Origin of the sequence: Marinobacter alexandrii (assembly GCF_005871205.1) — a bacterium.
Classification (GTDB): Bacteria; Pseudomonadota; Gammaproteobacteria; order Pseudomonadales; family Oleiphilaceae; genus Marinobacter; species Marinobacter alexandrii.
In genome coordinates, this window is the sequence record NZ_SWKM01000015.1 from 366,120 (window position 1) to 379,999 (window position 13,880).

Consider the following 13,880-nt stretch of genomic DNA (forward strand, 5'->3'; position numbering starts at 1 on the left):
AAAAAATCATTAAAAGCAGACTCAGGGACTCCAGAACACATTGAGTCCAGGCTGAAGAAAAGCGCGCACTGGCATCGCCATCACGTCACTCGGATTGGCAAGTGCCTGCTCCAGAGTCTTGAGCTTGTCCTGGCCCTTCAGGTGCAGAGCGGTAAACCGCGCATCCTTCAGTGCCGGCCAGGTCAGTGTGATTCGTTGCTGGGATTGGGACGGGGGGGTGGCCGCAGCCACCCGGTCCGGGCAGTCAGCACTAATCGCCGTAGCCAGCTCCGGTGCATCCGGGAACAGAGATGCGGTGTGACCGTCGTTCCCCATACCGAGAATCAGAACATCCAGGGGCAGCGCCAAATCGGCCAATTCCGCCTTCACCGCCTCCAGGCCCTCAAGCGGGGTCGCGCCCTGTTGTTTGAGCGACAGGTAGTTGGCCGCTGCAGCCTTGCCCTGCAACAGATGCGCCTTCACCAGCTGGGTATTGCTGGCCGGATCATCCTCGGGAACCCAGCGCTCATCCGCCAACAGCACATCAACCCGCTGCCAGTCGAGCGCCTTCTCAGACAGAGCCTTGAAAAATGGCAGCGGTGTTGAGCCACCGGAAACCACCAGACTGGCGCGGGCAGCCTGCGCCAGACGCGATTCAAGAACCTCGGCGACAGCATCGGCGAGCGCCACTGCTACCTGCTCTGGGGTTTCCCCGGAGCGCGGCTGCATACCCTCAGGCAATTGAATATCAGGCGTCTTCATACCAGCTCCTTCCGTCCCGAGTGATCATGGCGATGGACGCCACCGGGCCCCAGGTACCCGCGGCATAGCGCTTGGGAGGAGCACCACTGTCGCGCCAGTTCTGGATAACCTGGTCAACCCAGCGCCAGGCGTGTTCAACCTCGTCCCGACGGACAAACAGGTACTGATTGCCTTTCATCACCTCCCACAGCAGGCGCTCGTAGGCGTCTGGAATCCGGTCGGTATCAAAGGTCTCCGAGAAGGTCAGCTCCAGCGGGCCCTGGCGCAGTCGCATCCCCTTATCCAGTCCCTGATCCTTGGTCAGGATCTTCAGCGACATGCCCTCATCCGGCTGCAACCGGATAATCAGCTTGTTGTTGGCCAGGTGCTTCTGATCCGGATCGAAGATGTAGTGAGGCGCAGGCTTGAAATGAATGATGATCTGGGAAAGCTTCTCCGGCAGCCGCTTTCCAGTGCGGATGTAAAACGGCACACCGGACCAGCGCCAGTTGTCGATTTCAGCCTTCAGCGCCACAAAGGTCTCGGTATCGCTGCCCTTGTTGGCCCCCTCTTCCTCAAGGTAACCGGGGACCGGCTTGCCATTGCTGGTACCCGCAGTGTACTGGCCACGAACCACGTGGCTTTCCATCATGTCCGGAGTTACCCGCTTCAGCGCCTTAAGCACCTTCACCTTCTCATCACGAATACTGTCCGCAGACAGATCCGACGGTGGATCCATGGCAATGAGGCACAGCAGCTGGAGCAAGTGGTTCTGGATCATGTCCCGGATCTGGCCGGCCTGATCAAAATAGCCCCACCGGCCCTCAATACCCACACTCTCCGCAACGCTGATTTCAACATGGGAAATGTGGTTCTGATCCCACTGAGATGCGAACAGGTTGTTGGCAAAACGCAGGGCGATCAGATTCTGTACCGTTTCCTTACCCAGATAGTGATCGATGCGGAACAGCTGGTTCTCATTGAACACCTCGCCCAGCTCGTCGTTGATCACCTTGGAGGACTCAAGATCGTGACCAATGGGTTTTTCTACCACTACCCTGGTGTTCTGGTTGCAGCAGTTTGCCGCTCGCATGTTACGGGCAATCACACCGTACATGGACGGCGGAGTTGCCATGTACGCGATCAGCTCGTTATGGGTATCATCTCGCCAGTCGTTGAGAACGCTGAAGCCCTCGGGATCACTGAAATCGAGAATCTGATAATCGACCCGCTGCAAAAACTTGTCGGCAACCCCGGCATCAAATTCTTCCGGTTTGACGTGTTGCTTCAGTTTTTCGAGCAATTGCTGCCGAACGCTGTCGGTGTCCGCTTCCGTGCGCGCTACGGCGAGAATGCGGCTGCCGTCAGCAAGCAGCCTGGCCCTCTCCAGTTGGTACAGTGCAGGAAACAGCTTACGCTGAGCGAGATCGCCCAGTGCGCCAAACAGCATAAGGTCACAACGGGTATTGCTTTTATTGGCCATTGGATCCTTCTCTCCGGTGGGTAAGGCGATCACAACGCCAGTCGGCTCGCCTTTGGATGTCGTCGTTCAATGTAGTAATTTTATGCAAATAATGACATCAGGGAACGGGTTTTCCAAGGAAAAAATGCACTAAATGACATTTTTACTACCCAAAAACAAAAAGAAACGCGGTATAATCAGCGCCGTCGAACAACAACGAACGCCAAAGAGTCAGGGAGTACTTTTTAATGGCCGCGAATCAGGCGCACCGTGATGAAAACCTGCTTACCGACATTCAGTCCCGACTGGACAGTCTCAACAAATCCGAGCGCAAAGTAGCAGAAGCCATTCTTCGGGATCCCAGCGCCGCAACTCGCTACAGCATAGCTGCGCTTGCTCGGGCCGCCAACGTCAGCGAACCCACCGTCAACCGGTTCTGCCGCGGCTTTTCCGCCACCGGCTTCCCGGACTTCAAGATTCGGCTGGCGCAGAGCATCGCAACCGGTACCCCCTATGTTGGCCAGAACGTCGAGGCAAACGATACGGTCTCGGAATTTGCCGACAAGATCATGCTCAGCACCATTGCCAGTCTCGACAAGGCCCGCCAGGCGCTGGACCCAAAGGCCCTGGCCTCTGCCATCGATTACCTGATCCAGGCCAAGCAGATCAATTTCTTTGGTATGGGCGGCTCCGCTTCGGTCGCGCTGGATGCCCAGCACAAGTTCTTCCGCTTCAATATTCCGGTGATGTCCTACGATGACGCGTTAATGCAGCGCATGGTGGCAGCCGGTGCCAACGTGGGAGACGTCATCGTTCTCATCTCCTACACCGGGCGCACTCGTGAAACTGTGGATATTGCCCAGGTGGCCCGCGCCAATGGCGCAACCGTGATTGGTATCACCAACCCCGACTCGCCCCTGGCCGCAGTCTGCAGCGTGGTCGTAGGAGTCACCGCACCCGAGGACACGGAGGTATACATGCCCATGTCGTCCCGGATCATTCACCTGACCGTGATTGATATCCTGGCAACGGGTGTCACCCTTAAACGAGGCGCCGATTTTCTTGGCCATCTGAAGAAGATCAAGGAAAGCCTCAAGCCCACCCGACTGCCGTCCGAATAACCCCGCCAACGGGCCTCACGTGTCGATTCAACCGACAGACACGTGAGGCTTACAGATCTACGCCCCTCCTCCCCCTCAAGTCTACCCCCCCAAATTCTTTTGGGCGGAGGATGTACTAACCCCTACGTTACAACACTATGAAATCCGGTTTCCCAATGTCTGATTGGCAGGAGCTGCAATCGCGGGAACCGGAGGCACGGTCTGGCCACGGCTATTCATAGTCTTCACCTGATCATCCGCTTCCCAGACATTTAAAAATGACAAAAAGCACAGGACTCAGATGATGCAGAACAATAAGCGCTTCTCTATTAACAAGCTTCCTCTGGCTGCCGCGGTAACAGCTGCCGTTATGGCCACCCCAGCCATTGCAGTCGACTTTCACGGCTATGCCCGTGCAGGCGCCTCCACCAACCTGAACAGTGGTGGTGAGCAAACTTGCTTTGGTAATGGCGCCGTTGGCCACTACGTTGGTCGACTGGCCGACGAATGCGACACCTACGCCGAAATCGGTCTGGGCGACGAGTTGTTCAGCCAGGACGGAGCCACCTTCCGCTTCGACTCAATGATTGCATACAGCACCAACCAGCAGGGTAACGACTACCAGGCCCTGGACGGCGCCAACAATATCAGTGGCATCGACTTTGCCACCGAAGAAGTTACGCGGAACAGCTCCAACCCTTACGGCGGTGGCGATCTCGCTCTGCGTCAGCTTTACGTATCCGCCAACAACGTCATCGAATCCCTGCCGGGCGCCACACTGTGGGCCGGCAAGCGCTTTTACCAGCGTAAAGACATTCACCAGCTCGACCTGTTCTACGTCAGCAACTCCGGCTACGGTGCCGGTGTCGAGAACATCAAAGCAGGCGCCGGCCGGCTGTCCGTTGCCTACACCAACTCTGACAACAGCGAAAATGACGACATCGTTCAGAACAACAAGATCGATGTTCGCTACTCATTCCCGCTGGCCGGTGGCAACAACCTCGAACTGATCGGCATCTACGCCATGGCGGACCTGACCGACCAGCAAGAAGACGCCGGTTTTGATGACCAGGACGGTTACTTTTTCACCGCTGAGCTGTCGTCAGGCGTGATGGGTGGCTTCAACAAATTTGCTGTCCAGTACGGCGCCGATTCCATGGGCTTTACCAACGCGGAAAACGCCAGTGGTGGTCGCGTGGCCAATAACAACGCCGGCTACTTTGAATCCAGCTGGCGTGTACTGAACCACGGTGTCATCAAGCTGGGTAGCGGCTGGGACCTGGGCCACTCTGTGGTTTATGAGCGCGCCGAGCCCCATGACGCCTCCGCTGACGACGGTGAGCGCCTGAGCATTGTTGCGCGCCCGGTCTACAACTGGACCAATGTTATGAGTACCGCTATCGAGGTGGGTTACAGCGAAACCGACCGTCCATGGTTTGACGATTCCCAGGATCTCGGCAAGTTCGCCATCGCCCAACAGTGGCAGGCCGGCCCCGGCTACTGGGCACGCCCGGTCATCCGCGCCTACGCAGCCACCTTCTTCGGTGACGAAGCAGAAGCCGCCCGCGGCGGCGAAGGCGTCGACGGCGACGTTCAGATCGGCGCCCAGATCGAAGCCTGGTGGTAAGTCTCTAGAAATCTTTTAGCGTTGTTGGACCTCTTGGGCCGGCTTTATGCCGGCCTTTTTTGTGGCCGACCATCCCTCTACGTATTTCTACTACCCCTACCGCAATCCCCCTACGCCCTAAAAAAAAGTTGGCCGAAGGATGTCCTGGCCGACGCACCGCGCAACCATGACCTTGGCCCCTCTGGGCTGCACAAACAACAACAAGGGAAAAAAGGACATTCTCCATGCCTGATCAAAAACTGATGGCGGGTAGCTTTGCACTGACTATGGTGCTTGCGCTCACCGGCTGCAAAAAAGACGAGGGCGAACAGCCCGCTGAAGCCCTGCTTGAACCGGGTGTCAACGAAGCCCTGCTGTATTACAAGCGGCCCGACGAAAACTACACCGGCTGGGGCCTGCACCTGTGGAACAACGCCGCCGCAGGCTGCGATGGCCTGGCCGAAAACGTACCCACTGACTGGAACACCCCCCGCCTTCCGGACGGCATCAGCGATACCTACGGTGCCTACTACTTCATTCCCATGCGCGAAGCCGGCAACTGCCTGAACTTCATCGTCCACAAAGGCGACGAAAAAGACATTGGCGGCACCGATCACCGCTGGCATTTTGACGATCTCGGCAACCGTATTTTTACCCTGAGTGGCAAGCAGGAGCTTTCCCAAACACCGATAGAAGCGGACAAAATCACCATTGCAGGTGCCCAGGCACACTGGGTGAATGACACCACCCTGGTCTTTAAAGGCACCGAAGCACTGAACCGCATGGAACTCAGGTACGACACCAAGGCCCGGATCAAGATAGACGACCGGAGCAAGGACCTGACCGGCGGCAAGGTGATTGAGCTGCGAGCGACCACTTTGACCCAGTCCCTGAAAGACAAATTTCCGCACCTGAGCGGCTGGCCCGCCTATGAGGTAATCGCGGACAACGCCACCATCCGGAAGGCACTGAGCGGGCAACTCGTAGCAGCCGCCTATACCGATAGCGACAAACTTCTGATCGCCACCCAGGTACAGATTCCAGGCGCACTCGATGCGCTCTACGCCTACGATGGCGCGCTGGGTGCGGTGGTTAACGGCGGCGAGGTGGATTTTGCTGTCTGGGCGCCCACCGCCCAAAACGTTCGCCTGCACCTGCTCGACGACGCCGGCCAGTTACTTGACACCCATTCGATGACCAACGCCGGCACCGACGGCGTGTGGCGCCACACCGGCTCCAGCAGCGAGCTACTCGGGCAATACTATCAGTATGAGGTGACCGTCTATCATCCGCGGACGAGTGCCATTGAAACCACCATGGTGTCTGACCCTTACGCCCTGAGCCTGTCAGCCAATGGTCAGTATGCCCAGATTGTTGACCTGACCGACCCGGCCCTGGCTCCAACCGGCTGGAGCAGTACCAACCCACCGGCCCTGGCTGCCCCCGAAGACGTGGTGGTCTATGAGACCCACATCCGTGATTTCAGTGCCACCGATGAAACCGTCGCCACCGCATTACGCGGCAAGTACAAGGCGTTCAGCCAACCCGCCGATGGGTCGGTCGACAGTGTCGCCCACCTCAAAGCCATGGCCGATGCTGGCGTAAGCCATTTGCACCTGCTGCCGGCATTCGACATCGCCACCGTCAACGAAAATCCAGCCCAGGTGGTTGATATCGACGACGACTTCTCCCGCCTGTGCGAGCAGTCACCACAGGCGGCCAACGACTACGCGGCCCACTGCAGCGGTGGCAACAGCATTCGCTCGGTGCTCGAATCGTTCGATCCGAAAACCGGCGACGCCCAAGCCCTGTATAACACCCTGCGCGGCCTGGACAGCTTCAACTGGGGCTACGATCCGGTCCACTACACCGTCCCCGAGGGCAGCTACGCAACCGACGCCAACGGTAGCCAGCGCATTGTGGAATTTCGTGAGATGGTCCAATCCGCCACTAACCTGGGCCTGAACGTGGTGATGGACGTGGTCTACAACCACACCAACTCCTCCGGGCTGGCAGCCAACTCGGTACTGGACAAGCTGGTGCCCGGTTATTACCACCGCCAGAACCCGGAAACCGGCCAGGTCGAGAATTCCACTTGCTGTGAGAACACCGCGTCTGAGCACGCCATGATGGAAAAGCTGATGATCGACTCCCTGGTGACCTGGGCCGAGCATTACAAGATCTCCGGCTTTCGGTTCGACCTCATGGGCCATCATATGCTGACCAACATGACCAAGGCGTTGACCGCCGTTCAGGCGGTCGACCCAGACACCTACTTCTATGGTGAAGGCTGGAACTTTGGCGAAGTCGCCAATAACGCCCGCGGTGAGAACGCCATCCAGGCCAATATGGCCGGCACCGGCATTGGGTCCTTTAACGACCGTCTTCGGGATGCCGTGCGTGGCGGTGGCCCGTTCGACAGCGAGGACGGCATCCGTGCCAACCAGGGCTTCAGTAATGGCCTGTTCACCAACCCCAACAACCTCTCCTCCGGCGCCCAGTCGGAAAAGGATGCGCTCCTGCAACGCAGTGACTGGATTCGCGTGGGCATTGCCGGCAGCCTCGCCGACTATCGGTTTGTTGCTGCTGATGGCACTGAGAAAACCGGTGGCGAGATCGACTACAACGGCCAGAACGCCGGATACACCGCCGACCCACAGGAAATCATCAACTACGTGTCCAAGCACGACAACCAGACTCTGTGGGACAACAACCAGTACAAGGCGCCCTACGCGGCAACCGTGATGGAACGCGCCCAGATGCAGGTGGTTGGCTTGTCCACTCCCATCCTGAGCCAGGGCATCCCCTTCCTGCACATGGGATCGGAGCTGCTCCGCTCAAAATCCATGGAACGTGACAGCTACGATTCCGGCGACTGGTACAACGAGGTGGACTTCAGCTATCAAACATCGGCCTGGAACCGTGGCCTGCCACGGCAGGACAAGGACGGCGCCAACTGGCCGCTGATTCTCCGGGTAATCGAAGGGGCCGGCAGCAATGCCAACCCGACCCCGGGCGCCATCGCCTACACCAACGAACAGGTACAGATGCTGCTGGCAGCTCGTGCAAGCAGCCCGCTATTCCGACTGCAAACCGCCGAGGACGTCCAGCAGCGTCTGCACTTTCTCAATACCGGCCCGGCTCAGATCCCCGGCTTGATCGCCTACCGTTTACTCGACGACGGCAGTAACGGTCTGAGTGACCTGGATGCCGGCAATGACGAACTGGTGGTTCTGATCAACGGCAGCAACAGCGCCCAAACCCTGAGCACCACTCTTACCGGCAGCTTTACCGTCTCTGCGGATACCTCCCCGACCAACGGCGCCGGTGCCAGCAATGGCGACTTTACCGTGCCCGCACTGTCTGTGGCGGTTTTTGCAAAGTGACCCAACCGATTACTTTCCCTTTGTGAGAAGTGGAGAGCCAGGCCGCCGGCATCGTGTCGGCGGCCTTCTATCAACCAGGAGTACGGATATGAACAACAAACTGAAAACCCTGGCGCTGGCGTCAGTAATGGCCTTGTCTGCAGGCTGTGCAACGACAGGCGGCGAACGTGACTACAGTGATTCCCTGTACCTGCGAGGCCAGTTTGCCTGGTGGGATGCCCTGCCGGAGTACAAAGTGAAAAAAGTGGAAGCCGGTCTGTACCGTACCGAAGTCAAGCTGAAGGCCGATGGCCAGCCTTATGAATTCAAATTCGGCGATGCCAACTGGAGCTCCGGCACCAACTGCGGTTACCTGTCAGAGAAGGAAGACGAAAACGTACAACTGGACCAACCAGTCAATGCCAATTGCTCGGCGGTCTTTGAGAACTTCCGCTTCATGCCACCTGAAACCGGCATTTACGGTTTTTACTTTGATACCCGCGGCGAGATCCCGCAAGTGTTCATCAACAAGGCTAACTAACAAGAAAGCCCGGGAAAATCCCGGGCTTTTTAGTGGACTGCAGCGCGCTCTCAGTCGAGCGTTCTGACGACTCGCTTACGGCCGTTCAACTTCCGCACGATTGCGCAGGAACTGCTGGTAGGCGCCGTATTCACGCTGCCCCTCGAGAGACGCCAGGAATTCTTCCAGCTGTCCGAACTCAGCTGAGGTTTCATCCACGGCGCCCTCGTTGACGCCATCGAGCGCTACCACAGCAGCACTGCTGCCACTGACCGACTGGCCATAGCTGACCTCACCTTCGGCAGGACGGGACAGCGAGAATACTGCCCGCATGACAGCCGCTCCGGCATCCTGATCATTACGGGATTTCGCTTCGTAGCGGACCCAGTCGCCGGCACCCAGCTCTGACAGTGACTGGCCTGACTCAAGGCCTGCGATGATCTCTTCAGCACGCTTACTCAAGGCGGCACGAGTTTCCTGAGCTTTCAGAGAGGCACGCACGTCCGCGGCAACCTCTTCCAGGGCCAACTGCTGGGCGTCGCGGTATTCGCGCACACGAGCCACCACAGACACGTTGTCGCCAACATCGATCAGCTCAGTGTTGTAGCCATCTTCAACCACGTCAGTGGAGAACAGCTGGCGCACCAGGCCTTCGTGATCAAAGGGCGCGGTTCCGCCATTACGGGTAATACCTTTGGCTTCGCGCACTTCCAGGCCAAGTTCCTCGGCCGGGCCGGCAAGATCATCGGCGGCGTAAGCGGAATCCGCCAGCTGGGTCCGAATCTCGGCAAAGCGTTCTTCGGCGCGCTCGCGGGCCAGTTCACTGCGAAGCTGACCTTCAATCTCAGACAGCGGTGGTACATCCGAACGGCGCACGTCTTCCAGTTTGATGAGGTGTACCCCGAAGCTGGTTTCGACCGGCTCGGAGACTTCCCCCTCTTCCAGGGCGAACAGAGCCTCCTCAAACGCCCCGTTGTATACGCCACGGCCGGCATAGCCAAGATCACCGCCTTCTTCGGCAGAAACGGTATCAATCGAATATTCCTGAGCCAGATCCGCGAACGAAGCTCCGTCGGCAAGCTTCTGCTGCAGAGTTGCCATGGTCTGGTCAGCGTCCTCGCCATCCTCAATCAGGATGTGCGCTGCACGGCGCTCTTCCCGGGCCAGATCATCAGCACGCGTTTCATAATACGCCTGAAGCTCGTCTTCGCTGATTTCGATGGATTCTGCCAAGGCACCCAGGGACAAGGTGATATAGGCGGCATCGACCTGCTCAGGCTGTTTGAAGGCGCTGCTGTTCTCGTCGTAGAACGCCTGCACTTCGTCTTCAGTTATTTCCACCTGATCGGCGACAGCGCTCTCAGGCACCGTCACAACACGGAAATCCCGGGTCTGGTTCTGGATACGCAGCAAATGGCTGACGTTCTCGTTCGCCGCCACGCCGCTTTGCACAATACCGGCGCGGATTTGGTTGACCACGTATTGCTTACGCATAGCTTCGCGGAATTCCGCCACGCCCATCCCCATATTGCGAACGGTCGAGACAAAGCGGTCACGGTTAAACTGGCCTTCAACCTGGAACTGGGGCATCTGAGTGATCAGCGCGTCGATATCGGCATCGGTCAGGGCCAGGCCCTGGCTGTCGGCGTCCTGGATTAGCACCTGCTGCTGAATCAACGACTCCAGAACGTCTTTGCGAATCTGATCTTCATTCAGTAGAGACGGATCCGGGCTGTCCATGCGGGATAGTCGACGCTGACTTTCCATCTGGACCAGACGGAGAAACTCGCGTTCTGTGATGTCTTCACCGTTTACCGTTGCCACTTCCGGCTCACCGGAGAAGCCGCCGATGATGGCGTCCATTCCCCAAATGGATAGGGACACGATCAGCAAACCGATAATGATTTTGGCAATGGTGCCTTGGGCGTTTTCCCGAATATCTTGAAGCATGTTTCTCCCGAATCCCTGTTCAAGGTCGTGCAGTTTTCAGCGTTTGGCGATAAGCGTAGGGGCACTGAACGTAAAAAGGCGCACCCTATTCGGAATGCGCCTTGAATTCTTGCTGAGCAGCTCCCTGCGACAGGAGCTGCCAGAGAAAGAACCGTTACTTAACGGCGTCTTTCAGGGCCTTGCCTGCTTTGAACCCAGGCACTTTGGAGGCCGCAATCTTGATCTCGGCACCAGTCTGCGGGTTACGACCGGTACGAGCAGCACGCTCTTTTACAGAGAAAGTACCAAAACCGATCAGAGTTACCTGATCACCCTTCTTCAGGGCACCGGTGATGGAGTTGGTCATTGCATCCAGAGCACGACCAGCGGCTGCTTTGGAAATATCTGAGGATTCTGCAATTGCATCAATAAGTTCGGACTTGTTCACACTAAACCCCTTCGATTTCAGGTTGAAGATGTTATAGGTTGGATTGTTTTTTCTAGGACGCTCTCGACTATCGCATAGGCGGTCGGAGAATTCCATTCTTCACTTTTCTTATTCCTTGCGGTTGTTAACCGGTGCTTGGAATAGGCACTTAATGCGCGGGAGCCCTTGGTATTGGCTGCTTCACGGCGAAACAGTTATACCAACGGGCTCTCTGGCATGTCAACAACTCATCAAGGCTTTAATGTGTATTTATGCGCTCTGCAGCGTCGCCTTCTTCGTCACGAGGCTTGCCTGAGCCAGCTTCTGAAGACTCATCTGCAGTGCGCGGCTCCGGCGGGTACGCCAGGGCAATGTCCAACACTTCGTCGATCCATTTGACCGGACGGATCTCCAAAGATTCCTTGATATTGTCCGGTATCTCTTTGAGATCTCGAATATTTTCATCGGGAATCAAGACAGTCTTGATTCCGCCGCGGTGGGCCGCGAGGAGCTTTTCCTTGAGTCCGCCAATGGCCAGAACCCGACCCCGAAGGGTGATCTCACCAGTCATAGCGACATCCGCACGGACCGGAATTTTGGTCAATGAAGAAACCAGCGCGGTGCACATACCAATACCGGCACTTGGACCGTCTTTCGGGGTTGCCCCTTCGGGAACGTGGACGTGCAGATCGTGTTTCTCATGGAAATCGTCCGCAATTCCGAGCCCGGGCGCGCGACTGCGAACCACGGTCAGAGCCGTTTGGATGGACTCCTGCATGACGTCACCGAGGGAACCGGTCTTGACCACCCGTCCCTTGCCCGGTGTCAGCGCACACTCGATGGTCAGCAGTTCACCACCCACCTGGGTCCAGGCCAGGCCGGTAACCTGGCCAATCTGGTTTTTCTCTTCCGCCAAACCGTACTTGAACTTCTTCACACCGGAGTAATCCTCCAGCATGTCCGGCTGAAGTGTCACAGAGGCCTTGTCGTTGGCCTCAACGTGCTCCCGCACCACCTTACGGCAGATCTTCGCGATCTCGCGCTCAAGGCCACGTACGCCCGCCTCACGGGTGTAGTAACGAATCAGGTCCCGAAGAGTTTCCTCAGAAATCACCAGCTCATCCTTGCGCAGGCCGTTGGCCTTGATCTGCTTGGGCAGCAGGTAACGCAACGCGATGTTGACCTTCTCCTCCTCGGTGTAACCCGGGATACGGATAATTTCCATCCGGTCCAGCAGGGCCGGCGGAATATCCATGGAGTTGGAGGTGCACACGAACATCACGTCGGAGAGGTCGTAATCGACCTCCAGGTAATGGTCGTTAAAGGTGTGGTTCTGCTCCGGATCCAGCACTTCCAGTAATGCGGACGCCGGATCACCACGGTGGTCCATGCCCATCTTGTCGATTTCATCGAACAGGAACAGCGGGTTTTTTACGCCCACCTTGGACAGCTTCTGCAGGAGCTTGCCCGGCAGTGCACCAATGTAGGTTTTGCGGTGGCCGCGAATCTCTGCTTCGTCGCGCACGCCACCAAGTGCCATCCGGGTGTACTTCCGGTTGGTGGCCCGGGCGATGGACTGACCCAGCGAGGTCTTACCAACACCAGGAGGGCCTACCAGGCACAACACCGGACCCTTCACTTTCTTGACCCGGCTCTGTACCGCCAGGTACTCAAGGATACGTTTCTTGACCTCGTCCAGGCCGTAATGATCCCGGTCAAGAATCTCGCGCGCCTTTTCGATGTCGTGACGAACCCGGCTGCGCTTCTTCCAGGGAATGGCCAGCATCCAGTCTATGTAGCCACGAACCACCGTGGCCTCGGCCGACATCGGCGACATCATCTTGAGCTTGTTCAGTTCAGCTTCGGTCTTCTTGCGGGCTTCCTCGGGCAGACCGGCTTCTTCAAGCTTCTGCTCCAGCTCTTCAAAATCGTTGTTGCCCTCACCGAGCTGGCCCATTTCTTTCTGAATGGCCTTCATCTGCTCGTTCAGGTAGTACTCGCGCTGGCTGCGCTCCATCTGTTTCTTGACGCGACCACGAATACGCTTCTCGACTTCAATCAAGTCGATTTCACCGTCCAGCTTGCCCAGCAGCAGGTCAACCCGCTTGCGCACATCCAGGGCTTCCAGCAGTTCCTGCTTTTCCGGGATCCGCATTTCCAGGTGCGCAGCCATAGTGTCGGCCAGACGTTCCAGATCTTCGATGCCGGTGAGCGCATTGGATACTTCCGAAGGCACTTTTTTGGAGAGTTTTACGTACTTTTCAAACTCATCCATCAGGGTCTTGATGAGCACGTCCTGTTCACGCTCAGGCAACCCTTCCTCATCCATCAGGGTTGCGCCACCGGACAGGTATTCGCCTTCGGTGATATCACTGATGGTGGCCCGGGCGTTACCTTCGACCAGGACCTTTACGGTGCCATCTGGCAGCCGGAGCATCTGCAGGACCGTTGCCAACGTCCCCATATCAAACACATCAGCGGGGCCCGGCTCGTCGGTCGAGGCGTCGCGCTGGGCAACCAGGAGGATTTCCTTACTGCCTTCCATCGCGGCTTCGAGGGCCTGGATGGATTTCTCGCGGCCCACAAACAGCGGGACCACCATGTGCGGGAACACCACCACATCACGCAACGGCAGCAACGGGTAGTCTTGCACAGTATGTTCAGGTATCCGGGTCATAGGGAATCCTCTGACGGTGTTTCTTTGAGCTTACCACCCTTCATTGGGGCGACCGTAAAAATTGCAATCTCTTT

9 protein-coding genes are annotated in these 13,880 nt (G+C 57.5%); 4 read left to right on the forward strand and 5 right to left on the reverse strand.

Annotated elements, in window-relative coordinates:
• Positions 1 to 21: 21 nt before the first annotated feature.
• Both pgl and zwf read right to left on the reverse strand, forming a co-directional pair.
• Positions 22 to 741 carry a 6-phosphogluconolactonase gene (gene pgl, locus FCS96_RS17855; RefSeq protein WP_138441722.1) on the reverse strand — a complete coding sequence of 240 codons (720 nt, stop codon included), beginning with the start codon at positions 739 to 741 and terminating at the stop codon, positions 22 to 24.
• Positions 728 to 2,203: a glucose-6-phosphate dehydrogenase gene (zwf, locus tag FCS96_RS17860; protein ID WP_138441723.1), complete on the reverse strand. Its 1,476-nt coding sequence runs from the start codon at positions 2,201 to 2,203 to the stop codon at positions 728 to 730. Before zwf ends, pgl begins: the two co-directional genes overlap by 14 nt.
• 227 nt (positions 2,204 to 2,430) lie before the next feature.
• Here zwf and FCS96_RS17865 point away from each other — a divergent pair, with 227 nt between their 5' ends.
• From FCS96_RS17865 to FCS96_RS17880, 4 genes are all read left to right on the forward strand, one after another.
• Positions 2,431 to 3,303: a MurR/RpiR family transcriptional regulator gene (locus tag FCS96_RS17865; protein WP_138441724.1), complete on the forward strand. Its 873-nt coding sequence runs from the start codon at positions 2,431 to 2,433 to the stop codon at positions 3,301 to 3,303.
• 280 nt (positions 3,304 to 3,583) lie between these two features.
• The gene (gene lamB, locus FCS96_RS17870; RefSeq protein WP_228264158.1) at positions 3,584 to 4,909 is read left to right on the forward strand and encodes a maltoporin LamB; all 1,326 of its coding nucleotides are present in this window, start codon (positions 3,584 to 3,586) and stop codon (positions 4,907 to 4,909) included.
• A 224-nt stretch (positions 4,910 to 5,133) separates the two neighbouring features.
• A complete protein-coding gene (gene pulA, locus FCS96_RS17875) occupies positions 5,134 to 8,274 on the forward strand; it encodes a pullulanase-type alpha-1,6-glucosidase (RefSeq protein ID WP_138441725.1) in 3,141 nt (1,046 codons plus the stop codon).
• Positions 8,275 to 8,362: 88 nt separating this feature from the next.
• Positions 8,363 to 8,794, forward strand: a complete 432-nt coding sequence (locus FCS96_RS17880; RefSeq protein ID WP_138441726.1) for a hypothetical protein — start codon at positions 8,363 to 8,365, stop codon at positions 8,792 to 8,794.
• A gap of 75 nt (positions 8,795 to 8,869) precedes the next feature.
• Here the strand turns inward: FCS96_RS17880 and FCS96_RS17885 are convergent, their stop codons facing one another.
• The 3 genes from FCS96_RS17885 to lon all read right to left on the reverse strand — a co-directional run bounded on the left by FCS96_RS17885 (position 8,870) and on the right by lon (position 13,806).
• Positions 8,870 to 10,723: a SurA N-terminal domain-containing protein gene (locus tag FCS96_RS17885; RefSeq protein WP_138441727.1), complete on the reverse strand. Its 1,854-nt coding sequence runs from the start codon at positions 10,721 to 10,723 to the stop codon at positions 8,870 to 8,872.
• 154 nt (positions 10,724 to 10,877) lie between these two features.
• A complete protein-coding gene (locus tag FCS96_RS17890) occupies positions 10,878 to 11,150 on the reverse strand; it encodes an HU family DNA-binding protein (protein WP_138441728.1) in 273 nt (90 codons plus the stop codon).
• Positions 11,151 to 11,388: 238 nt separating this feature from the next.
• A complete protein-coding gene (gene lon, locus FCS96_RS17895) occupies positions 11,389 to 13,806 on the reverse strand; it encodes an endopeptidase La (protein ID WP_138441729.1) in 2,418 nt (805 codons plus the stop codon).
• Positions 13,807 to 13,880: the final 74 nt, after the last annotated feature.

Coding starts and splice junctions, on each gene's coding strand:
- pgl (WP_138441722.1), bottom strand. CDS start 741: ATGAAGACGCCTGATATTCAATTGCCTGAGGGTATGCAGCCGCGCTCC.
- zwf (WP_138441723.1), bottom strand. CDS start 2,203: ATGGCCAATAAAAGCAATACCCGTTGTGACCTTATGCTGTTTGGCGCA.
- FCS96_RS17865 (WP_138441724.1), top strand. CDS start 2,431: ATGGCCGCGAATCAGGCGCACCGTGATGAAAACCTGCTTACCGACATT.
- lamB (WP_228264158.1), top strand. CDS start 3,584: ATGATGCAGAACAATAAGCGCTTCTCTATTAACAAGCTTCCTCTGGCT.
- pulA (WP_138441725.1), top strand. CDS start 5,134: ATGCCTGATCAAAAACTGATGGCGGGTAGCTTTGCACTGACTATGGTG.
- FCS96_RS17880 (WP_138441726.1), top strand. CDS start 8,363: ATGAACAACAAACTGAAAACCCTGGCGCTGGCGTCAGTAATGGCCTTG.
- FCS96_RS17885 (WP_138441727.1), bottom strand. CDS start 10,723: ATGCTTCAAGATATTCGGGAAAACGCCCAAGGCACCATTGCCAAAATC.
- lon (WP_138441729.1), bottom strand. CDS start 13,806: ATGACCCGGATACCTGAACATACTGTGCAAGACTACCCGTTGCTGCCG.